Origin of the sequence: Allorhizobium ampelinum S4, from assembly GCF_000016285.1 — a bacterium.
Taxonomy (GTDB): Bacteria; Pseudomonadota; Alphaproteobacteria; order Rhizobiales; family Rhizobiaceae; genus Allorhizobium; species Allorhizobium ampelinum.
Genome location: NC_011989.1, coordinates 1,187,953 through 1,210,480, shown reverse-complemented (window position 1 = coordinate 1,210,480; position 22,528 = coordinate 1,187,953). Strand labels below are relative to the sequence as shown.

Annotated in this window: 22 protein-coding genes and 1 tRNA gene; 15 read left to right on the top strand and 8 right to left on the bottom strand. The window is 57.2% G+C overall.

The window, feature by feature from the left end; genetic code table 11:
- Positions 1-7: 7 nt before the first annotated feature.
- Entirely contained in the window at positions 8-286 is a 279-nt protein-coding gene (locus AVI_RS05650; RefSeq protein ID WP_041696383.1) for a hypothetical protein, read from the top strand.
- A gap of 162 nt (positions 287-448) precedes the next feature.
- On the opposite strand, the gene smpB is transcribed toward AVI_RS05650, so the two are convergent.
- Together smpB and dapA are read right to left on the bottom strand one after the other, a co-directional pair.
- Positions 449-925: an SsrA-binding protein SmpB gene (gene smpB / locus AVI_RS05645; protein WP_015915448.1), complete on the bottom strand. Its 477-nt coding sequence runs from the start codon at positions 923-925 to the stop codon at positions 449-451.
- A 152-nt stretch (positions 926-1,077) separates the two neighbouring features.
- Positions 1,078-1,962, bottom strand: coding sequence for a 4-hydroxy-tetrahydrodipicolinate synthase (dapA, locus tag AVI_RS05640; RefSeq protein WP_015915447.1), 885 nt, complete (start codon positions 1,960-1,962; stop codon positions 1,078-1,080).
- Between the two features lie 223 nt (positions 1,963-2,185).
- Between dapA and AVI_RS05635 the strand changes: the two genes are divergently transcribed.
- A complete protein-coding gene (locus AVI_RS05635; RefSeq protein WP_041697759.1) occupies positions 2,186-4,279 on the top strand; it encodes a lytic transglycosylase domain-containing protein in 2,094 nt (697 codons plus the stop codon).
- A 42-nt stretch (positions 4,280-4,321) separates the two neighbouring features.
- Positions 4,322-5,209 (top strand): alpha/beta fold hydrolase, encoded by an 888-nt coding sequence (locus tag AVI_RS05630; RefSeq protein ID WP_015915445.1) that lies wholly within the window; start codon positions 4,322-4,324, stop codon positions 5,207-5,209.
- 73 nt (positions 5,210-5,282) lie between these two features.
- Here the strand turns inward: AVI_RS05630 and AVI_RS05625 are convergent.
- A tRNA-Ser gene (locus tag AVI_RS05625) sits at positions 5,283-5,372 on the bottom strand.
- A gap of 775 nt (positions 5,373-6,147) precedes the next feature.
- Between AVI_RS05625 and AVI_RS05620 the strand changes: the two genes are divergently transcribed.
- Together AVI_RS05620 and AVI_RS05615 are read left to right on the top strand one after the other, a co-directional pair.
- The gene (locus AVI_RS05620) at positions 6,148-7,194 is read left to right on the top strand and encodes a porin (RefSeq protein ID WP_015915444.1); all 1,047 of its coding nucleotides are present in this window, start codon (positions 6,148-6,150) and stop codon (positions 7,192-7,194) included.
- 136 nt (positions 7,195-7,330) lie between these two features.
- Positions 7,331-8,365: a porin gene (locus AVI_RS05615; protein WP_015915443.1), complete on the top strand. Its 1,035-nt coding sequence runs from the start codon at positions 7,331-7,333 to the stop codon at positions 8,363-8,365.
- Between the two features lie 395 nt (positions 8,366-8,760).
- Here AVI_RS05615 and AVI_RS05610 read toward each other — a convergent pair whose 3' ends face one another.
- On the bottom strand, positions 8,761-9,978 hold the full coding sequence (locus AVI_RS05610) for an NAD(P)/FAD-dependent oxidoreductase (protein ID WP_015915442.1): 1,218 nt from the start codon (positions 9,976-9,978) through the stop codon (positions 8,761-8,763).
- A 287-nt stretch (positions 9,979-10,265) separates the two neighbouring features.
- Here AVI_RS05610 and AVI_RS05605 point away from each other — a divergent pair, with 287 nt between their 5' ends.
- The 3 genes from AVI_RS05605 (at position 10,266) to AVI_RS05595 (ending at position 12,473) form a co-directional block, all read left to right on the top strand.
- The gene (locus tag AVI_RS05605; RefSeq protein WP_015915441.1) at positions 10,266-10,619 is read left to right on the top strand and encodes a hypothetical protein; all 354 of its coding nucleotides are present in this window, start codon (positions 10,266-10,268) and stop codon (positions 10,617-10,619) included.
- 170 nt (positions 10,620-10,789) lie between these two features.
- Positions 10,790-11,203 (top strand): PilZ domain-containing protein, encoded by a 414-nt coding sequence (locus AVI_RS05600; RefSeq protein ID WP_015915440.1) that lies wholly within the window; start codon positions 10,790-10,792, stop codon positions 11,201-11,203.
- A 157-nt stretch (positions 11,204-11,360) separates the two neighbouring features.
- Entirely contained in the window at positions 11,361-12,473 is a 1,113-nt protein-coding gene (locus AVI_RS05595; RefSeq protein WP_041696381.1) for a pyridoxal phosphate-dependent aminotransferase, read from the top strand.
- A 115-nt stretch (positions 12,474-12,588) separates the two neighbouring features.
- On the opposite strand, the gene AVI_RS05590 is transcribed toward AVI_RS05595, so the two are convergent.
- Positions 12,589-12,855, bottom strand: a complete 267-nt coding sequence (locus AVI_RS05590) for an SEL1-like repeat protein (RefSeq protein ID WP_015915438.1) — start codon at positions 12,853-12,855, stop codon at positions 12,589-12,591.
- A 529-nt stretch (positions 12,856-13,384) separates the two neighbouring features.
- On the opposite strand from AVI_RS05590, the gene AVI_RS05585 reads away from it, so the two are divergent.
- Positions 13,385-13,723 carry a DUF2147 domain-containing protein gene (locus AVI_RS05585; protein ID WP_015915437.1) on the top strand — a complete coding sequence of 113 codons (339 nt, stop codon included), beginning with the start codon at positions 13,385-13,387 and terminating at the stop codon, positions 13,721-13,723.
- A 57-nt stretch (positions 13,724-13,780) separates the two neighbouring features.
- Here AVI_RS05585 and AVI_RS05580 read toward each other — a convergent pair whose 3' ends face one another.
- Positions 13,781-14,473 (bottom strand): glutathione S-transferase family protein, encoded by a 693-nt coding sequence (locus AVI_RS05580; RefSeq protein ID WP_015915436.1) that lies wholly within the window; start codon positions 14,471-14,473, stop codon positions 13,781-13,783.
- 160 nt (positions 14,474-14,633) lie between these two features.
- On the opposite strand from AVI_RS05580, the gene AVI_RS05575 reads away from it, so the two are divergent.
- Positions 14,634-14,828 carry a hypothetical protein gene (locus AVI_RS05575; RefSeq protein ID WP_041696379.1) on the top strand — a complete coding sequence of 65 codons (195 nt, stop codon included), beginning with the start codon at positions 14,634-14,636 and terminating at the stop codon, positions 14,826-14,828.
- 59 nt (positions 14,829-14,887) lie between these two features.
- Positions 14,888-16,402 carry an AMP nucleosidase gene (locus tag AVI_RS05570; RefSeq protein WP_015915435.1) on the top strand — a complete coding sequence of 505 codons (1,515 nt, stop codon included), beginning with the start codon at positions 14,888-14,890 and terminating at the stop codon, positions 16,400-16,402.
- Positions 16,403-16,425: 23 nt separating this feature from the next.
- Here the strand turns inward: AVI_RS05570 and AVI_RS05565 are convergent, their stop codons facing one another.
- Complete coding sequence (locus AVI_RS05565) at positions 16,426-17,397, bottom strand: lysylphosphatidylglycerol synthase domain-containing protein (protein ID WP_015915434.1); 972 nt, start codon at positions 17,395-17,397, stop codon at positions 16,426-16,428.
- A 149-nt stretch (positions 17,398-17,546) separates the two neighbouring features.
- On the opposite strand from AVI_RS05565, the gene AVI_RS05560 reads away from it, so the two are divergent.
- The 4 genes from AVI_RS05560 (at position 17,547) to AVI_RS05545 (ending at position 21,034) form a co-directional block, all read left to right on the top strand.
- Positions 17,547-18,509: a glycosyltransferase family 2 protein gene (locus tag AVI_RS05560; RefSeq protein ID WP_417883604.1), complete on the top strand. Its 963-nt coding sequence runs from the start codon at positions 17,547-17,549 to the stop codon at positions 18,507-18,509.
- Between the two features lies 1 nt (position 18,510).
- Entirely contained in the window at positions 18,511-20,037 is a 1,527-nt protein-coding gene (locus tag AVI_RS05555; RefSeq protein ID WP_015915432.1) for a glycosyltransferase family 39 protein, read from the top strand.
- Positions 20,038-20,129: 92 nt separating this feature from the next.
- Positions 20,130-20,744 (top strand): PadR family transcriptional regulator, encoded by a 615-nt coding sequence (locus AVI_RS05550; protein ID WP_015915431.1) that lies wholly within the window; start codon positions 20,130-20,132, stop codon positions 20,742-20,744.
- A 2-nt stretch (positions 20,745-20,746) separates the two neighbouring features.
- Entirely contained in the window at positions 20,747-21,034 is a 288-nt protein-coding gene (locus tag AVI_RS05545) for a DUF2218 domain-containing protein (RefSeq protein ID WP_015915430.1), read from the top strand.
- A gap of 7 nt (positions 21,035-21,041) precedes the next feature.
- Here the strand turns inward: AVI_RS05545 and AVI_RS05540 are convergent, their stop codons facing one another.
- Positions 21,042-22,412: an aspartate aminotransferase family protein gene (locus tag AVI_RS05540; RefSeq protein ID WP_015915429.1), complete on the bottom strand. Its 1,371-nt coding sequence runs from the start codon at positions 22,410-22,412 to the stop codon at positions 21,042-21,044.
- Positions 22,413-22,528: the final 116 nt, after the last annotated feature.

Below are 22,528 nucleotides of genomic sequence, written 5' to 3'. Positions count from 1 at the left end.
AAAGATCATGCGCACGACAGAACCGACGAAAAACAGTGTTGTCCTGGCCCCCAGAGGCGGTTTCACCCGTCGCTTTGCGATGGCCTATCGCTGGATCGCTTCGGGACTGGCGCGCCGTGCCTTACGCCGGGGCAATGGAAAGCCGAGCAACCACATAAGTGAGTTGAATGCGCATCAATTGCGCGATATCGGCCTCGACGAAAGGGACATCTCGTCCCGGCAGGAACAGGAGCGGCACGCCCGGCTGGCGGCCTATGCCTTCCTGATCGGGATGCACGGGCGGTAAAACTTATGCCATGCCTGCCAAAACGCCGTACGAGAGTCTGTCAGGTTCAAATTGAACCAGACAGACTCTCGATGCTCTTGTTTTCGTTTGTCTTTTCGGGAAAATCGGGTTCCACTTTTCCCTGGCAAACTCTATGCGGCGCTTTGACAACTTACACGCATCTCAGCCCGTCTTCAGCAACCGGCTTTTCTGCCGGTTCCAGTCGCGTTCCTTCTCGGTCTCGCGCTTGTCATGCAATTTCTTGCCCTTGGCCAAGGCCAGTTCCAGCTTGGCGCGGCCTTTTTCGTTGAAATAGATTTTCAACGGCACCAGCGTCATGCCTTCGCGATTGATGGCAACGCGCAGCCGGTTGATCTCGCGCTTGTTGAGCAGCAATTTGCGGCGACGGCGCGGTTCATGGTTGAAACGGTTGGCCTGAAGATATTCCGGCAGATGCGAATTGATCAGCCAGATTTCCTCACCCTCGTCCGAAGCATAGGATTCGGCAATATTGGCCTTGCCTTCACGCAGAGACTTGACCTCCGTGCCGGTCAGCATGATGCCAGCCTCGTAGGTATCGATGATCTCATAGTTAAACCGCGCCTTGCGGTTTTCCGCGACGATCTTGTTTACGGTGCGCTGGCTGCCTCTGGGTGCCATGAACTCTGTCCAATCCGACCTATGCTTTTTGCTTTTTCTTACCGCCGGCGGGTTACTGCTCCGGACTGTCAGGCCTTATGTAATACAGCAGTACCCGTAATGGAAGAAGCCGGAGCCAATGTGTACTCCGGCCCAGCCCTCAATTGATGATCTCAGTTCATAAGTCCCGCATGCTGAAGGGCCGCGTCGATTGCGGCTTCGGTAGAGGCTTCCAGTGTCGACAGCAGCGGCAGCCGGGCGGTCCGGCCCATCCGGCCGAGCTGAGACAGGGCATATTTCGCCCCGCAAAGACCTGGCTCCAGGAAAATTGCCTTATGCAGCGGCATCAGCCGGTCCTGGTAATCAAGCGCCTTGGCGAAATCCCCGGCCAGCGTCGCTGCCTGGAACTCGGCGCACAGGCGCGGCGCGACATTGGCCGTCACCGAAATGCAGCCAACCCCACCATGGGCGTTGAAACCCAGCGCGGTCGCATCCTCGCCGGACAGCTGGATGAAATCGCGCCCGCAGGTGATCCGCTGTTCGGAAACCCGCTCCAGCTTGCCGGTGGCGTCCTTGACGCCGACAATGGTTTTATGGGCCTGGGCCAGCTTGCCCATGGTTTCCGGGCTCATGTCGATCACCGAGCGCGGCGGAATATTGTAGATGATGATCGGCAGGGAGACCGCCTGCGCAATCGCCGAGAAATGTGCGATCAGCCCCTTTTGAGTCGGCTTGTTATAATAGGGCGTCACGACAAGCACGGCATCCGCCCCGGCCTTTTCAGCATGCTGGGCGAGATCGATGGCTTCCATCGTATTATTGGAGCCAGCGCCGGCAATCACCGGAACCCGCTTGGCGGCCACTTCGATGCACAGCTCCACCACCCGTTTGTGCTCGGCATGGGTCAGGGTTGGCGATTCGCCTGTGGTGCCGACCGGCACCAGGCCGGAACTGCCTTCGGCGATCTGCCATTCGACATGAGCGGCAAAGGCTTTCTCGTCAATCGCCCCGGTTTCGGTGAACGGCGTGACAAGCGCGGGCATGGAACCCTGGAACATGCATAGAACTCCCAACAGCCGCCAATCCCTGGTCAGCCGTAAATGTGCAATCAAACGGGGGCACATTACTGCTAGGCCCGCACCGGTACAAGCACGGTTCGGCCGGTTTTATGACAGTTTTTCAATGCGGAATTTTCGTCGCATTGACGCCATTTCATTAAGCATTCATTAATCGGGGTCAGAGTTAATGGGAGCTATGCGCATTTTCCGGACGAGTTTGCCGATGAAACGGACCATTTTGCTCAAGCTTGCCCTGTCCATAGGTGTGACGGCGCTGGCCCCTGCCGGTGTGTCATGGTCCCAGCCGATCCTGGGTGGCGGGGATGTACCAGCACCCGCCAACCGCCCGGCAGCGCTTTCGGCCTCTTCGGCCTCTTCCGCATCCTCTGTTTCTGGCGACATTACCGGCTCTATACCGGTTGTCGCGCCCATGCCGGTAGAACGGTCGCCACTGAAATCCGGCCTCGACGCGCTGTCGGACCGCAACGGAGCGCTGGCGCTGTCGATTCGCGATGCCATGCCTCAAGGGCTGGACCGGCATATGCTGACATGGTCGATTGCCATGTCGGGCCTTGCCGGTATTCCTTCCTCGGAAATTGCCAATGCCCAACGTGAGCTGAAAGGATGGCCGGGGCTTTCCGCGTTCCGCGCCAATTCGGAAAAAGCGCTGTTGCGCGAAAACCCACCAGCCCCGGATGTATTGGCAGCCTTCGGAGAGACCAAACCGGAAACGGCAGAAGGCGCGATCATCCTGACCCGAGCCCTGGTGGCAAGCGGCAATCGCAGCCGCGCCGTTTTCATCCTGAAAGACCTGTGGCGCAGCCAGCCGCTGGAGATCGCCACCGAAGACCGCATCCTGAGCGAATTCGGCGGTTTGTTGACCCGCGCCGATCACAAGCTGCGGATGGATTATCTGATGTATCGCGGCCGCACCGCCCAGGCCAAGCGATTCGCGTCGCTTGGCGATGCTCAGTCTCTTTATGCCGCATGGATGGCGGTCAACAGCCGTTCGCCCAAGGCCGTGGCATTGATCCAGGCCGCCAGCGCGCGTTTTGGCAATGACTCCGCATTGCTTTTCGTCAAGATCGAGTATCAGCGCCGCCAGGACAATTACCAGGACGCGGCAAAGCTTTTGGCACTTGTTCCCAGAGATGCGTCGCGATTGGTCGATCCAGGCGAATGGTGGAAAGAACGGCGCATCGTGGCGCGCGGCCTTGCCGATGACGGCAAATACCGGCTGGCCTATCAGGTTGCCGCTGGCTATACCGCCACCGACCCGGTCGATATCGTCGATGCCGAGTTTCATGCGGGCTGGTATGCCCTGCGCGGCCTCAATGATCCAAAGACCGCAGCCCAGCATTTTCGCCGGATTGTCGAGGCGTCGAACCGGCCTTTGTCGGCCTCGCGCGCCTATTATTGGCTGGGGCGTGCCGATGAAGCGCAGGGCAATCCGACCGCAGCGAGGCAGGATTTCGTCCGGGCAGCCGATTATCCCGGCACATTCTATGGACAATTGGCAGGCGCCCGCCTGAAGCAGACACGGCTCGACATTCGCTATCCGACACCAACGGAGGAAGACCGCCGTCGCTTCGCCAACCGGGAAGCCATTATCGCTATCGATCGCTACAAGGCCGCCGGTCACGAATGGCGCGGCGCAAGCCTTTACCGGGCCTTGGCCGAACAATTGCAAAGCCCTGGAGAACTGGCGCTTCTCGCCTCTAAAGCCGAACGCGCCGGCAATCACCAATTGTCGTTGCAAGTGGGCAAGACCGCCTATGGCCGCGGCATAAACGTGCCTGCCCTGGCCTTTCCCATCGGCGTCATTCCGGCTTCCGCCAATATCGCCGGCTCCGGCAAGGCCCTGGCCTATGCCATTGCGCGCCAGGAAAGCGCATTCAACCCGGCAGCCGTGTCCGCCGCCAATGCCAAGGGCCTGCTGCAACTGATGCCCGCCACGGCAAAGGCCGTCGCCAAGCGTCATGACATGGCATTTTCACCGGACCGGTTGACCCAGGACGCCGCTTATAACGCCACGCTCGGCGCCCATTATCTGGGCGAGCAGATCGATGCTTTCGGCGGCTCCTATATATTGACGTTCATTGCCTATAATGCCGGACCGAAGCGGGTGCCGGAATGGATCAACCGCTATGGCGATCCCCGTGGCATGCCAATTGATGACGTGGTCGACTGGATCGAGCGCATCCCCTTCCCAGAAACGCGCGGCTATGTGCAGCGCGTCATGGAAAACTACCAGATCTACAAGACCCGGCTGGGGCAGACCGCAGATATCGAGCACGATCTTCGCTATGGCCGCTGACGGCTGATAGTGGATAAGGTGACGACAACAGGAGTTCACGGCATGCAACACCTGGAGAATGGGACCTTTCAAGACCGGACGGTTACAGCCGCCGACGGTATCCAACTGTTCGTGCGCGATTACCAAGCCAGCAGCGATACTCATCTGGCCTCCCTGCCCCCGGTCGTCTGCCTGCCCGGCCTGACCCGCAATCACCGTGATTTCACGCCCCTGGCGCAACGGCTTGCTGCGGGCGGAAGACGGGTGATCTGCATCGATTCGCGCGGCCGTGGCGGCTCTGGGCGAGATCCGGACCCGAAGAACTACAATCTTTTGACGGAAATGGCCGATGTGGTCGCAGCGCTGGATGAGCTGGCCATCGCTCAGGCGGATTTTATCGGCACATCCAGAGGCGGGCTTCTGCTGCACTTCCTGGCCGTCATGCATTCAAGCCGTACTCGCCGCGTGATTCTCAACGATGTGGGACCGGTTCTCGAAAAAGAGGGCCTGATCGCCATCCGTGATTACTTGGGCAGTGGTGGCGGACCAAGGACCTGGGCCGATTGCCCCGCCTATCTCAAATCCGTGCATGGCTTGACGTTTCCGGTGCTGGAACAGCAGGACTGGGAAGACATGGCGCAAGCACTCTACCGGGACGAAAACGGCATTCCCGTCGCCGACTACGATCCCGCGATTGCCGCGCAAATCTCCAGCATCGATTTCAGCAAGCCCATCCCGGATCTATGGGTGCAATACGAGGCGCTGGCCCCCTTCCCCCTGCTGATCATTCGCGGTGAGCATTCGCAACTGCTATCGAAGCAGGCAAGCGAATCAATGATCGCTCGCCATCCATCGGCCAGCCTGGTCATCGCCAAGGGCCAGGGCCACGCGCCCTTGCTGCACCTCATGCCGCTTGCAGACGAGATCGAGCGGTTCCTGAGCGGCAGGTAAAACGATCACGCGTTCAACGACAACAGCGCGCCGTTGCGATTGTTATGACATGACTGAATGGAAGTTTGTTTGATGGCGGAGAGGATGGGATTCGAACCCACGATACCATCTCTGGTATACTCCCTTAGCAGGGGAGCGCCTTCGACCACTCGGCCACCTCTCCGGTGCGGTCTGATTATGTCGTCGTAGATTCGATTGCAAGCGCTTTTCGCCAACTTCCACGATAAAGGCGCCATTTCCTCATGACAAACAAAGCAAACCGCGCACCACTGTGCCTGCCTGGACAATTCCGGCATGCTCGTCTCGTGCGGCCACGCTGCTCTGTCTCGTTTTGATCGCCTTTAATTGCCCTTATAAGAAGACGGGCATACTCTCCCTGTAAGAAGTGGACTCATGCGCGAACCTCGTCAGGTAAAGAGCGACACCGCGATTGGTTGAGAGAATCGCTAGGCTCTAAAATAGAATCGCTACCGATTCTGGCTGTCCTCAGTCCGATTTTGCTACACTGCCTGCCGGAGAGGCTGTTGAAAACATCGCCTCACCTTGAAGCGACTCTGCTGCAGATCGGCTTGAAATAGCACCCGTAGGCATCGAATCGCCCGAATTTGCCGCATTTCGGATGAGGTCGGAATTCAAGCCAGTTTTCAGGCGGTTGGCGTTAGCCTTTGTTTTTCAAAGCGTTTCTTAACAAAGAGTAAACAAATGCCCCGGTTCAGCCATAGCTTTGTGTCCTTTCAGCAACATCAAACGGGGAAGGCTATGGCGAAACCGCCCCGTTTGCCGTTTGTCGATTGCAAGCGCGGCAGCGTTTTGTATTTTCAAATCCAGAAGCGAGGCGGTGGATCGTCCGTTTCATACGTTAACGGGAATGGGGGCAGGAAATGCTGTCCTTCAGCCAAACAAGCCCAGACCCTAATGAAACTTGACTGGAGGTCATTATGAACATCAAGAGCCTTCTTCTCGGCTCCGCTGCGGCTCTCGCAGCAGTATCCGGCGCCCAGGCAGCAGACGCTATCGTTGCTGCTGCTCCGGAACCAGCTGAATACGTCCGCGTTTGCGACGCCTTCGGCACTGGCTACTTCTACATCCCCGGCACCGAAACCTGCCTTCGCGTTAAGGGCTATGTCCGTTTCGAAGTTCAGGGCAACAGCAACGACGGCGACTCGTCCTGGTCGGGTAACCGCGACTGGAACGCTCGTACTCGTGGCCTCGTCACTTTCGACGCCAAGAACGACTCTGAAATCGGCACGATCGGTTCCACCATCACTGTCCGCACCTGGGCTGATGAAAACGGCGGCAGCCTCGAGCTGGACGAAGCCTTCATCACTGTTGCTGGCTTCCAGATCGGTGAATTCTACAACTACTTCGATACGGGTCTCTCCGGCGAAACCGACGACCTCGGCTCGAACCGTCTGAACTCGATCGCTTACAACTACAAGTCCGACACCTTCTTCGCTGGCATCGCTGTCGACGAACTGACCGGCTACTACAGCCGTTCGCGTGACCTCAGCCAGGCTGATGCTTACGGCCAGAACAAGCGCGTTGGCATTGAAGGCCAGGTTGGCGGTTCTTTCGGTCCAGTAACAGCAACCCTGCTGGGTGGCTGGGACGCAGTTGCTAACGACGGCGCTGTTCGTCTGCTCGCAACCGCAAACCTCGGTCCTGGCGTCCTCGGCGTCGCTGGCCTGTACTCGACCGGCGTTTCCGCTTACTACGACAAGGCTGAGTGGACTGTTGCTGCCGAATACGCAGCAAAGATCACCGACAAGCTGACCCTGACTCCTGGCGTTCAGTACTTCGCTAACACCCAGGTTGACGGCAGCGGCGATTACACCGGCCGTGACATCTGGAAGGGTGGCTTGACGCTGGACTATAAGCTGGCTGAAGGCTTGACAACCAAGGTTTCCGCTCAGTACCAGGATCATGCCTGGAGCAACAGCGACGACGTATGGTCTGGCTTCGTTCGCTTGCAGCGTTCGTTCTAATTATCTCTTAGGAGATAAGACTAAGACTAGGCCCCGTTGGAATTCGGGGCCTAGTCAGTATGCCGGGGGGCAAACAACAAGAGCGGTTCATAGAGAGCATATCTCTATTTCCTAAACGACAAACTGGAGATCAAAAATGAATATTAAGGGCCTTCTTCTCGGCTCCGCTGCGGCTCTCGCAGCAGTATCTGGCGCACAGGCTGCTGACGCCATTGTTGCCGCTGCCCCTGAACCTGCTGAATACGTCCGCGTTTGCGATGCTTTCGGCACTGGCTACTTCTACATCCCCGGCACTGAAACCTGCTTGAAGATGAGCGGCTACGTTCGTTTTGAAGTTCAGGGCGCAAGCAACAACAGCCTGGGCGATGATCGTAACTGGAACGCTCGTACGCGTGGCCTCGTTACTTTTGATGCCAAGAACGATTCCGAACTCGGCACAATCGGCTCCACCATCACGGTCCGCACCTGGGCTGATGAAAACGGCGGCAGCCTCGAACTCGACGAAGCCTTCATCACTGTTGCTGGCTTCCAGGTTGGTTCCTTCTACAATCCTTGGGATAGCGATCTGTCCGGCGAAACCGACGATATCGGTTCGAACCGTCTGAACTCGATTGCTTACAAGTACAAGGCTGACAATTTCTTCGTATACGGTTCGGTTGACGAACTGACGGGTTACTACAGCCGTACTCCGGCTGCTGGCTCGGATCCGTACAGCAAGAACAACCGCGTTGGTCTTGAAGCTCAGATCGGCACGACCTACGGTCCGGTTACCGCAAACCTGCTCGGTTCTTGGGACTTCGCAACCAGCAATGGTGCAGTCCGCGGCTTGGCAACAGCTGAAGTTGGTCCTGGCGAATTCGGTATCGCTGCGATCTACTCGACCGGCGCAAGCACCTATTACGACCTCAGCAAGTGGACTGTTGCTGCTCAGTACGCTGCAAAGATCACTGACAAGTTGAGCCTGACTCCTGGCGTTCAGTACTGGGGCGAAACTCAGGTTGACACCGATGGCGATTACTTCGGTCGCGACATCTGGAGAGCTGGTCTGACGGTTGACTACAAGCTGGCTGAAGGCCTGACCACTAAGGTTTCGGCTCAGTACCAGGACCACGATTGGGATGGCAACGACGACGTTTGGACGGGCTTTGTTCGTCTGGAACGCAAGTTCTGATCTGATTGTTGATCTTCAGTTGACAATTGCCTCCGGGTTTACGCCCGGAGGTTTTTTATTGCCTTGATGCGAGGCGCAATCTCGCAAGAAGTGTTGGATATAAAGCTCGATTGCGCTTATTGCCCATAATCCTCTCTTATAGGACTGGGTTCGAAGGATTGGGTTCTAGAATTGTCTGGGGTCTTTCGGCTGAACCATACAAACTCTCCCGTCTTGTGTTGTCGTTTGTCTTTTCGGGAAAACCGGTTTCACTCTTCCTGAGAGAATTTGGCTGGCCTTATATCAAGGCGCGAATACTCACGCATTGTCGCTTTGAACGAGATGCAGATGCTTCCACGCCTCAAGGGCCTGAGGTGCTTTAAAATGGCCCCGAGAGCTATTTCGTCAGCGCTGGATCAGGCCAGCAACTGCTTTAAATCTTCCTGCGGATTACCAATGATTGCCTTATCGGCGGACCCGCCGGCTTCCAGAAGCTTTTTGGCCGTGACATAGGCCTTGGCATCATTGATGGCATCGACCGCAAGGAAACGGTCCTGGCGATAATACCAGACGGACAGGCTACCCTCGCGCATGCCCGGTCTTATAATCGTCTCGTCATAGCCCAAGTTAAGCCCGGCGATTTGCAGTTTCAGATCGTATTGATCCGACCAGAACCATGGTTTTGGCGTGTAGGGCGTTGTCCCACCTGCGAGTACCATGGCGATGGCTTCCCCTTGATCGACGGCATTCTGAACTGATTCCAGCCGGACAGCCCCCTCACCCCAAGGAAGCAGCGCGCAATCGCCTGCGGCGAATATGTTAGGATCGGATGTCCGGGCATAGCTGTCGACAATAATGCCATTCTGTACATTCAGTCCGGCGTTGCGTGCCAATCCGTCATTGGCGGTAGCGCCGATACCGACGATCACCAGATCGACATCAAGCCTGCTGCCATCTGAAAGCTCGGCTGCGGTCACGATATCATTCTTACCCAGCAGGCGTTTCAAGCCCATGTTTTCGCGAATCATCACGCCATGGCCCTGGTGAACGGCACGTATGAAATCGGCAGTCTCCTTTGCAGCAACACGCGCAAGAATGCGGTCGGCCATTTCGATCACAGTGACCTCAAGGCCGAGATGGCGCGCCACGGCAGCAGCCTCCAGGCCAATATAGCCGCCCCCTATGATCAACAGCCGCCGCCCTGGTTTCATCACCTCAGCCAGGCGGTCAGCATCGGCCTTGTTGCGGATCGTGTAGACACCAGCCAGATTGCCGCCAATTTCCTGCGGCAATCCGCGCGGCGTCGAACCGGTGGCAAGCACGAGCGTGTCATAGGAAAGTGATGAACCGTCCTGAAGCCGAAGCAGCTTTTTCGGTCGATCAATTTCCTCCACCCAACTGGAAAGGCGCATTGTGATCGCGTTTTCATCGTACCATTGGGCGGGCCGCAACAGCAGTCGATCAAAACTCATTTCACCGATCAGATATTTTTTTGAAAGCGGTGGGCGCTGATAGGGTAATTCCGGCGCAAGGCAAATCATGGTAATCGGTCGTTGGTCGTTCAGTGCCCGTAGTTTTGACGCAACAGAAAAACCGGCCTGCCCTGCGCCGACAATCACCAATGAATTTTCCACGCCATCCCTCCAGAAAAATCGCGAATTCTTTGCCGGAAAATGCGGCGGTCAGCGCGATAACCATTCTCATCAACGGGTAAATACCGGATGCCAACCCGTCAAGTTCGGTTGCCACGCCTGGATGTAATAATGCCGGATTCAGAAGTTCGGCCATATCCTCACCTTAGACGGATCAGAAGAGAGTTCGCAGTTCGTCAGGCTCGACAATTTTACCGATAAGATGAGGCAAACAATTAGGAAAACTGCGTTAAACTGGGATATCAAGAAGGAGAAGAAGGACCGGTGTCATGCCCCTGCAGAACATTCTCGATGCAAAAAAGGACATTCCGCGGGACCTTGTCTATAAGAAGTTCGGCATTGACCGACCTGGCAAAATCATCTTTGTGGGCCATCATCTCAGCACCAAAACCACGGTACGCTGCCTGATCCGCAAAATCTCTCTGCAAGGTGCGGAACTCGAAGTCAGCCGCATGCTACCCGTGCCGAAAAACTTCTTTCTCGAAATTCTAGGCATTCGCGACGAGATCGGCTGTACCTTGATGCGCCGCGAACAAGAGACGGCAGTGGTGAGCTTCAACATGCTGATCGATCCCGAATTCCTTCATCATGTCGTAAAGCTCTCATTCGAATTTGGGCCGTAATGGCACAGACTAACACAGGTTGGACTTGAGATTGAGTTGCGTTTCTTTAAAAACTCTCGTTTTGGTTTTAAAATTAGTCCAATCGCTCAAATTTGATGGAATAGATTCAACGCTCTGAAATGCCATTGCGGCAAACTTCTCCTGACAACGAGCACAACCGAGGAGAGATCATGCTGCAAGGAACCCATCTAGCGTCCGTCACTTCAGAAATGTATGAGCGGCGCTGGGACCGTTACCAGGTTCGTCGGCCGGCTCGTATCATGGCGGTCCGTGCAGGTTTGAGCGGCGTGACCATGCGCAGCGCCACGGTGCTGGATATTTCTCGCGGTGGCGCCGGTCTCGAATTGGATACGGGTATCGGCCTTGGCAGCCATTACTATCTGGAGGTGCTAGGGATTGCTACGCGCATTGGCTGTGCCGAAGCTTTTCGCAACGGCACAAGGGCTGGTGTCAAATTCCTGATGCCGATTTCAGAAGTCTTGTTGCAACGGATTATCCGTACCGACTTCGTCATGAGCGCCGACCGCACCAAGGACAATGCGGGAAAGACCGTTGAGCCAGGAACAGGCAGACTTGCCAGGTGAGCAGGTGCTCAAACCTCGTTGCGCACCATTTATTTTCAATCAACTGCCGTCGGCTGCAATAAAGATGGCTAGCCGCTGTTGTTTGATCTAATGCCCCTTGGCGGCTCCTTGCAGCCTTTCTATTCTGAGCGACACCGATTCGCCAGGAATAGCGTTCATGTCATCCTTTTCGCGGTTTACACCGCTTATCTCCCGCCTGCCCGCGACCGTTCCCTTTGTCGGCCCCGAGGCTATCGAGCGCCAGCGTAATCTGCCGGTCAAGGCCAGGATCGGTGCCAATGAAAGCGGCTTCGGCCCCTCGCCCAAAGTTCACTTGGCGTTGCAGGCTGCCTCATCCGACATTTGGAAATATGCCGATCCTGAAAATTTCGATCTGAAGGCCGCCTTGGCCGCACATTATGGCCTTGCCGCCGATAATTTTGCGGTTGGCGAAGGCGTCGATGATCTTCTAGGCCTGACCGTGCGGCTGGTGATCGAACAGGGTTTGCCGGTCGTCACTTCGCTTGGCGGTTATCCGACCTTCAATTTTCACGTCAATGGCTTTGGCGGGCAACTGGTGACGGTGCCCTATCGGCAGGACCGCGAGGATCTCGACGGTTTGCTGGAGGCGGTGCGCCGCGAAAATGCGCCGCTGGCCTACCTCGCCAATCCCGACAATCCGATGGGAAGCTGGCATGAAAGCCACGACGTCGTCGCCTTTGCCCGCGCCTTGCCGGAGACATGTCTGCTCATTTTGGACGAAGCCTACAGCGAAACTGCCCCGGCAGGCAGCATCCCTGCTGTCGATGCGCTGATCGATCTACCGAATGTGCTGCGGATGCGGACATTTTCCAAGGCTTACGGCCTGGCCGGGGCACGGATCGGCTATGCGATCGGCACGCCTGGAACGGTGTCTGCCTTCGACAAGATCCGCAATCATTTCGGCATGGTGCGAACATCCGTCGCCGCAGCTCTGGCCGCCCTCGCCGACCAGGATTATCTGACCGCAACCGTCGCGCGGATCATCGCGGCGCGGGAGAGAATTTCGTCGATTGCCCGCCAGAATGGCCTGCAACCATTGGCCTCAGCGACCAATTTCGTGGCGGTGGATTGCGGCCGCGACCCGGCTTATGCCCGCTCTATTGTCGATGGATTGATGCAGCATGGCGTGTTTATCCGCATGCCGGGCGTGGCGCCGCTCAATCGCTGTATCCGCATCAGCGCTGGCTTGCCGGAGGATCTCGATTTGCTGGAACAGGCGCTGCCAATCGTGCTGCGCGATATCGGCTAACACGGCGACAATACCGTTTGAAAACAAAAACCGCGCCAGCCTTGTTCCTGCTGGTCGCGGTTGAATAGTTTGGTATTACCCTGTTTCGTTGATGCCCTGTTTGGATGGCGGTGGATCAGTGGGAGGTCATCCATTCACGGGCGTCACGCAACGCTTCGGCCAGCTGGCTTTTGGTCATGGTCGAGGCCAGATCGGAGCGGAGGCCGACGGAGCGGTCACAGCCTTTGATCGCGGCGATATTCAGCCATTTATGGGCAGACACCAGATCCTGCTCGCAGCCACGACCGGTGGCATACATCAGGCCCATGATCCGAAAGATATCAGCCTGTGGCTGACCACCAATCGTGGCCATATCGTCTGCCTGCATATCGAAACGTGCCATGGTCTAGTTCCTGTCCAATTTGGCTTCGGTTGGTCTTTTTTCAGTGTCATGGCGGGTTCCGGCTTATCATTGCGCCGGAATACCCCACCAGGCTAAGTCCCTGTTTTCATGTCTGAACCGTCAACATCTTGGCGATCTTGCGTCGCTTTTCGGTGCTTGCGGTGCGGCAGGTTTTCCCTGCTCGTTTGATGGGTTCATTATGTCGGACGGGTTTCAAAATGCGCTTAAAATGCTTGCTTAACGTGTGGCAAACGGGCTCGAAACCCTTTGTCAACTTGTCTTTCCGTTAAGCATTACAGGGGCTGGTTTACCGGCAAATAGAGGTTAATTTTACCGATCTTTTACAGTTGTGATTTTACTCTTTGTTCACCATGATCAAGAGAGGCGCAGAAATGTTTCGAAATGTCAGCCTCGTCATGGCGCCCTTCACATCGCATCCGAGCCCTATTTACGTTTACGTGCGCGTCATTTAATTTGATGGTCTTGCTACCCGAAACCATATCGGGGGCGGAGGATCGTGGAGGAACGGATGAAAACTATTCTACTCGCAGCCGGACTACTGGCCTTGAGCCTGACAAGCGTCAGCGCGGCAGAGCCGATCGAAGGCAAATGGAAGACGGCGAGCGGTGAAACTGCCGAGATCGCCAGCTGTGGCACAGCCTTTTGCATCACCCTGAAGACGGGCAAGCATGCAGGCAAGCAAATCGGCAAGCTGAGTGGCGCAAGTGCCAGCTATACCGGCGAAGTCACCGATCCGGATAATGACAAGACCTATTCCGGCTCGGCAAATGTCCAGGGCAAATCCCTCAATTTGAAGGGCTGCGTGCTGGCCGTACTGTGCAAGAGCCAGACCTGGACCAGACTGTAATATTTCGCCGCGCCGGATCATACCGGCGCGGTATTGACCATTTTTGAAGACGCCCGCTTATCGCGCCTTTTGGCCAAACAGGACTTTCTTGGCTTCCTCATCGGTGGCGACATTGCTGCGCCGCTCGGCGCCAACAGCAATACCGGCCTTGACCGCCGGGCGTTCCATCATCGCCTCAAACCAGCGCTTCAGATGAGGGAAATCGTTGAGGTCCTGTCCCTGATTGGCATGGGGTACGACCCAGCCGATGCAGGCCATGTCGGCAATGGAATAATCGCCCGCCAGAAATTCCCGATCCGCCAGCCGCTTGTTCATCACGCCATAGAGCCGATTGACTTCATTGGTATAGCGGTTGATGCCGTATTCGATCTTTTCCGGCGCATATTGGCGGAAATGATGCGCTTGTCCGGCCATCGGGCCAAGGCCGCCCATCTGCCAGAACAGCCACTGATCCACCTCGACTCGGGCGCGCTCGTCCATCGGGTAAAATTTGCCGGTCTTGCGCCCGAGATATTGCAGAATGGCGCCAGATTCGAACACGGATATCGGCGCTCCGCCCGGACCGTCCGGATCGATGATCGCTGGCATACGGTTATTGGGGGAAATTTTCAGGAAATCCGGCGCGAATTGCTCGCCCTTGCCGATATTGATGTAGGTCACCTCATAGGGCAGGCCGAGTTCTTCCAAGAGAATGGAAATCTTCCAGCCGTTCGGCGTGGGCCAGTAATAAAGCTCGATAGGCGCTGTCATGGGCTCTCTCCTTTGAAGCATCACGCAATGTCTGCCTGCCCCTGAGGTAAAGATCATGGCGCCAAGTTCAAGGGACAAACGCAAAAGCGTCAGCCAGAATTCCAGCCTCGCGATAGCTTGATCGTTTCATATCAAAACCATCAAGCTATCGGGGGATATCATGAGAGACATTACACTACGGCTGACGGCAGTGACGGTTATCATGGCGGTGTTCGCGGCACTGTTTTCCATACTGGTCATCAATTCTACCCGGATACCGCAAAACCTGCGCACGGGCCTGACGGGAGAGCGGCTCTATTCGCTGCAAAACGGGTCGGCGCCGACCATCCAAAGCATCGCGGCGCGCAGGGGATAAATTCAGCGGAAATGCATGGCTGTCGTTTGCTTGTTATTCAGACCGATATATAACGTCTCATGAGCAATAGAATCGTCAATTCCATCCCTGGGCCTATCCCTGTCACCATCATCAGCCCACCCGCTTACGAGGCAAGGCTGTTTGCCGACGCCCGCGAGGCCGTTGATGCGATTACAGAGATTTATGAGCGCAATACGGCGTTTCTCATCGATGCGTTTACAGCCCTTGCCAATGGCGCACCGATAGAGGGCCGTTATCGGGCCTTCTATCCGCAGGTCAGTATCGAGACCAATAGTTTCGGCCATCTGGATACCCGACTTTCCTATGGCCATGTCACCTCGCCGGGCATCTATACGACGACGCTGACCAATCCGAAATTGTTTCGCCATTACCTGAAGGAACAGCTGTCCCTGCTGATGCGCAATCATCAGGTTCCGGTCAAGGTCAGTGAATCGACAACGCCGATCCCGTTGCATTTTGCCTTCGGCGAAGGCGCCCATGTCGAGGCCTCGGCTACCGGCTTTTCCGATATCCAGTTGCGCGATATTTTCGACACGCCTGATCTGTCGACCACAGACGATGAAATCGCCAATGGCGAATATGAGCCGCCAGCCGGTGAACCGTTTCCACTGGCGCCTTTCACGGCGCAGCGGATCGATTATTCGCTGGCGCGGCTGTCGCATTATACCGCGACCAGCGCCAAGCATTTTCAGAACTTCGTGCTGTTCACCAACTACCAGTTTTACGTCGATGAATTCTGCGCCTATGCCCGCACCCTGATGGCCAATGGCGGCGAAGGCTATACGGCCTTTGTCGAGCCGGGCAATATCACTACTCTGGCCGGTGAAAATGCGCCCTCCTCCGGCGCGCCGCTTGGCCGCCTGCCACAAATGCCAGCCTATCACCTGAAAATGAAGGGTCATGCTGGCATTACCATGGTCAATATCGGCGTTGGCCCGTCCAACGCCAAGACAATCACCGACCACGTGGCCGTGCTGCGCCCACATGCCTGGCTGATGCTTGGCCACTGCGCCGGTCTGCGCAACAGCCAGCGGCTGGGTGATTATGTGTTGGCCCATGCCTATATGCGCGAAGACCACGTGCTGGACGACGACCTTCCGGTCTGGGTACCGATCCCGGCGCTGGCCGAAGTGCAGCTGGCACTGGAAGATGCGGTAGAGGAAATCACCGGTTATGAGGGCTTCGAGCTGAAGCGGATTATGCGCACTGGCACGGTAGCCACCATTGATAATCGCAATTGGGAACTGCGCGACCAGCGCGGCCCGGTGAAGCGCCTGTCACAATCGCGCGCCATTGCGCTCGACATGGAATCGGCAACGATTGCCGCCAATGGCTTCCGCTTCCGCGTTCCCTATGGCACTTTGCTCTGCGTGTCCGACAAGCCGCTGCATGGCGAATTGAAACTGCCGGGCATGGCGACGGCTTTCTACAAGACCCAGGTCAGCCAGCATTTGCAGATCGGCATCCGTGCATTGCAGAAGCTCGGTGCGATGCCGACAGAAAAGCTGCATTCACGCAAGCTGAGAAGCTTTTTCGAGACGGCCTTCCAGTAAGGCATCTTTGATGCCTTGTCGTTTCAGGGCTTTCGCACAGGCGACGGGAAAACCGCGTGCAGCGCCAGCGAGAGCGCTGCACTGAGCAAAGCCGAGACAATGACGATCAGATGTAGATTGACGGCGGACTTGGCCAATCCGTCCATGTCCTGCACAGCCGCTCCCAGAGCGGCTGCACCGGCGACGATGCCAGCCGGGTAGGTACCGACACCAGCGGGCGCATGAAAGGGCAGGACGGAGGAAAGCTCTCCGCCCAGTGCTCCGCCAAAAGCCGCCGATAGCGGCGTTACCTGCATCAGGCTCAACACCCAGGCAAACACCAGAACCTTGGTCCCCCAAGTGACGATGGTCATGGCCCAGGCCCGGAAAAACGCCCCTTTATGCGCAGGCAGTCCTGCCTCCACGCCTTCGACCATCTTCAGCAACCTGCCGGAAAATCGCGTCTTGGCAAACAGGATTGCCGGGCGTTTCAAGGCAAAACCGATCAGCGGCAGGACCAGAAACAGCAGCCAAGCCATTCCCCACACTTGCGGCTGCGGCCTTCCCAGCACCAGTCCGAGACCGGCGGCAGCCAGAAGCGCATGCAGATCCAAGAGCCGCATGACCAGCAGCGCCGAAGTGCCTGACAATAGCGGCACGGAAAACTCCGAGCGCATCAGCAGCGGAAAGCTGGTCTCACCACTTCGAAACGGCAAAAGAATATTGAGGAGATTATGGACCTGTGCCAGATGAAACAGCGCGGTGAATCGGCCCGAGGTTTGGCGTGGGAAATAATCGTAGATCCGCCATGCCCGCACCAGAGAGGTGGACACCAACAGGCCCAGCGCCAGTAGCACTGTTGAAAGGCCCAGTGCCTGCCACTCTTGCAGCACCATGGACCAGCCCCAGACGGCTTCGACAAAAACCACATAAGCGGCAATGGCGATAAAGGCGATGAGTGAAACACCATGGCGCTTTATCCACGATTTGCGGTGACTTTGATCGATTGAGGTCATTGCCCTGACAGTTCCGAATTGCGTGGCCGCGCCGGTTCCTATAACACCCGGACTTATAAAGGCCAGCAATTTTCGGAGTTCCTCCCTTGCCGACAGACCGTTTCGCCGCCGTGACCGGCCCTGCTTCCTCTGATAATGCCGCATCCGCGATTGAACTGTCGGTCGTCGTGCCATTCATGAACGAAGAAGACAATATTGGTCGCATGATCGAGCGGGTGATGGAAGCGCTGAAGGATTTCGGCAAGCCCTGGGAACTGATCGTCATCGATGACGGCTCCACCGACCGGACATTGAGCCGGGCGCAGGCCTATATCGGTCGGGAGGGCCTGGACCTGAAAATCATCGAATTTCAGCGCAATTTCGGCCAGGCAGCGGGCCTTCAGGCCGGTTTCGACGCCGCACGCGGACGGCTGATCGCGTCGCTGGACGGCGACCTGCAAAACGACCCGCACGATATCCCCGGCATGATCGTAGAGTTGGAAAGCCGCGATCTGGACCTGCTCTGCGGCTGGCGCAAGGCCAGGCAGGATGCGCTTGTGCTGCGCAAGATCCCCTCCTGGTGCGCCAACCGGCTGATCGGCAAGGTCACCGGCGTGCGCATCCATGATTATGGCTGCGGGCTGAAGCTGTACCGCGCCCATATCATCAAACAGATCAGCATCATGGGCGGCATGCACCGCTTCATCCCGGCCTGGGTCGCCAGCGTCATTCCATCGTCGCGGATCGGCGAAACTGTGGTCAATCACCATGCCCGCCAGTTCGGCACCTCGAAATACGGTATTTCCCGCACCGCCCGCGTCGTGCTCGATCTGCTGGCCGTGCTGTTCTTCATGCGGTTTCGGCAGAGGCCCGGCCATTTCTTCGGGATGATCGGATTTTTCATCGGCACGATCAGCGCGCTGATCCTGTTCTATCTGTTCGTCATCAAGCTGATGGGCGAGGATATCGGCACGCGGCCGCTGCTGCTGGTTGGCGTCATGCTGTTCCTGGCATCGATCCAGATGATCACCACTGGTATTGTCGCGGAAATGCTGACCCGTTCCTACGATACACCGCGTGCCTATGTGATCCGCAAAACCTACGACCAGGCACCGGATACCAAGGATATCTGAGATGATTTCGACGCTCCGGCAGAAGCCCGCTTCGCTCTTCCTTCTCCTGGGCGTTTATTTCATCGTTCAGGTGCTGGTGCGTCTGGCCTTACCCGCGTCGCTGGAACTGGACGAAGGCCAGCAGCTCTATTATGCGCAATGGCTGTCAATCGGCTACGACAGCCAGCCGCCGTTCTACAACTGGATCCAGTATGGCGTGGTGGAGCTACTCGGCCCCAACCGGTTGGCGCTGGCGCTATTGAAAAACCTGATACTGTTTGCCAGCTACGCACTGATTGCGCTGGCCGCAGCGCAGGTGCTGAAAAGCCGGGATCTCGTCATCATCGCCTGCCTTAGCCTGTTGACCATGCCGCAGATCAGCTTTGAGGCACAGCGAGACCTGACCCATACCGTCGCGCTGATTTTCTGTACCGCGCTGCTGCTGTTCGGGATTTTGCGGACCCTGAAATCTCCCAGTCTCTGGAGCTATGCCCTGACCGGGGCTGCCATCGGCTGCGGGTTTATTTCCAAATACAACTTCGTCCTACTGGTCAGCGCCGCCTTCCTCGCCATCCTGGCGGAGCCGAAGTTTCGCCGGCGTGTGCTGGATTGGCGCATCCTGCTGACGGCTGCCGTGGCGCTGGCCATCGTGCTACCGCATGCCCTGTGGTTTTTCCAGCATATGCAGGAAGCGACGCGCAATACGCTGGGTAAAATGACCGATGACAATATTACCAGCCTGCCACAGCAGATCTTCAAGGGTCTGACATCGCTCAGCACCGCCGTTCTGGCCAGTGCCGCGCCCACCATGGCGCTGCTATTGATACCCTTCGCTCGGACCTTGCCCTTCCCGCATCTGCCGCGTCCAGCCGCTTCCGTTTTGTCCGCCAGCAATGAATGGACCCGGTTGCTGGGTCGGATGATGCTGCTGGTGGTCACGGTTCTGGCGTTGATGGTGATCTTCGGCGGGGTCAGCGCCATCAAAGACCGCTGGCTTGCGCCCTGTTTTCTGATGCTGCCGCTCTATCTCTGCCTGAAAGTCGAAGCGGCTGGCCTGGGCGAAGATGGCCAGTTGCGCCGCTTTCTGGTGGTAGCGCTGACCATCATGGTGCTGGTGCCTGTCATCCTCTATGGCCGCGTGGTTGGTGCCGGCATTATCGGCCATTATCAGAAGCAGAATGTACCCTATGGCCAGGCCGTTGCCACGGCGCTGGCCTCTGCGCCAAGCCGCCCGGTTCTGGTGCTGACCAGCGATCAGCAGATGGCTGGCAACATTCGCCTGCATGCACCCGATATTGCTGTCACCGTTCCCCCGACCAGCGGCGTACCTGTACCAGCACGTTTCGATGCGCAGCATCCGCTGCTGGTGATTTGGCGCAATTTCGGCAGGCCCAATCCGGAAATGCCGAAGGCAATGAAGGACTGGATCGCCACCTATCCCGGCCTTCAGGCGCAATCGGTCGGCGAAATCGCCCTGCCCTTCCTGCATGGACGGCCGCATTCGCTCTATTCCTTCGGCTACGCCCTCTATTATTCCACCACACCCTGACATTTCGATTTGGCAAAAAAAATCGCAATGCCTCTTGATAGATTTTATCTAAGATATATCTTAGACCTATAAAAACTTATCGGAGACACACAATGCGGTTTTCTCATTCACACGAATACCAAGGGGAACATGGTGGCAGACATGGCGGTCGAGGGGGCCATCCACTTGCCGACCTGATGCACGCGATGCGCGGTGGTCCCTTTGGACACAAGGGACCAGGCGGCAAGCACGGACGCGATGGCGAACGCCGCCGGATGTTTGAGACCGGCGAATTGCGGCTGGTGCTGCTGAAGCTGATTTCGGACCTGCCGCGCCATGGCTATGACCTGATCCGCGAAATCGAGCGGCTCTCAGGCGGTGCCTATGCACCAAGCCCCGGCGTGATCTATCCGACCATGACCCTGTTGCTGGATATGGGCCTGGCCGAGGAACAACAGACCGAGGGCGCCCGCAAATTGCTGGGTATTACCGAGGCTGGAAAAATCCACCTCGACGACAATGCCGAAGCGGTAGAGATTGCCATCGCCCGGCTGACCGCCCTTGCCAAATTGACCGAACGCACCGATGCCGGGCCAGTGCGCCGGGCAATCCATAATCTGCGGGCCGTGATCCATGATCGGCTCGCCCAGGACGACGTATCGCGCGAGACACAATTGGACGTCGCGCGCATTCTCGATGAAGCAGCCAGCAAGATTGAAAGGCTTTGATCATGACCAAAACCATTGCCACCGTCCCAACCGAACACGGTTGGAAATATGTCCAGCAGCTCTGCAAGCACTGGAGCCATAAACTTGAGGTCGATCTCGGCGACCAAAAAGGTACCGTCAAATTCGACAATGCCATCGCCGTGATGACTTGCGACGAAGCAGGACTGACCGTCACCATCGAAGCCGAAAGCGAGGACCTGCTGGAGCGCTTCAAAGGTGTGGTCTCCAGCCATCTCGACCGTTTCGCCTTCCGCGAAGCGCCGCTGCCCTTTGATTGGAAGCCTGCCTGAACCGGACTTATTCGCGATAAGTGTCGCGCAGCCAGTCCAGCGCCTTGCCCAAAACCTCCACCGCCTGATCGACCTCGGCGCGGGAAATAATAAACGGCGGCGAAAACAGCATGCGGTCGCCGGTGGCGCGGACAATCACGCCACCCGCAACGCATTGATTACGCACCTGCGCGCCAACATCATCGGGCTTGGCGAAACGACGGCGTGACGCCTTGTCCGCCGTCAACTGCACCGCGCCGATCAGGCCAAGGCTGACCACTTCGCCCACGCACGGATGATCGGCAAGCGACGCCAGCGCCGTGGCGAAATAGGGGCCGATATCGTCGCGCACCCGCTCCACCAGTTTTTCCTCTTCGAGGATACGGATATTTTCCAATGCCGCCGCCGCACAGACCGGATGGCCGGAATAGGTATAGCCGTGATTGAAATCGCCGACCTCGTTGATCAGCACCTCGACCACCCGATCCGAGACCAGCACGCCACCGACCGGCAGATAGCCGGAGGACAAGCCCTTGGCAATCGGGGCCAGATCCGGCTCGAACCCGAAATGCTGATAGCCGAACCAGCTGCCCAACCGGCCAAATCCGCAGATCACTTCGTCCGAGACCAGCAGAACGTCATAGTGCTTGCAGATCCGGACGATCTCCGGCCAATAGCTATCCGGCGGAATAATTACGCCGCCCGCCCCTTGCACGGGTTCAGCCACGAAAGCCGCAACGTTTTCCGCACCCAATTCCAGAATTTTCGCTTCCAGCTCCTGCGCGGCCTTCAAGCCAAACTCGTCAGGTGACAGGGTGCCGCCCTCGCCATACCAATAGGGCTGATTGATGTGGTGAATACCCTCAATCGGCAGATTGCCCTGTTCATGCATGTATTTCATGCCGCCCAGCGAAGCGCCCGCAACGGTCGAGCCATGATAGCCGTTCTTGCGAGCAATCACCTGGGTCTTGGTGGGGTGCCCGAGTGCCTTCCAATAGACCCGCGCCAGGCGAAACCATGTATCGGTGGCCTCGGAACCCGAATTGGTGAAGAACACATGGTTCATCTGCGGCCCGGCCAGGCTGGTAACCTTCTGGGCCAAGAGTGTCGCTGGTGGCGTGGTGGAGCCGAAAAACGTGTTGTAGTAGGGTAGTTCCTGCATTTGCGCATAGGCCGCATCGGCAATCGACTTGCGACCATAGCCGACATTGACGCACCATAGCCCGCCAAACGCATCCAGGTATTTCTTGCCCGTCGCATCCCAGATATGGACGCCTTCGGCCCGCTCAATAATGCGGACACCTGCCTCATTCAGCTTTTTGGTGTCATTGAACGGGTGCAGATGATGGGCGGCATCGATGGTGGCAAGATTGGAAAGGGCGGCAGGTTTCTCGTTCATGGTAGGCATCCTCAGGCGGCGGTGTCGCATTGAAAGGCGGCAATTTATCCGCTACGACCATGACGATATGCACCAGCTTTGGCAAGAACCGCCAAGGACTGGCAGACCTCTTTCGA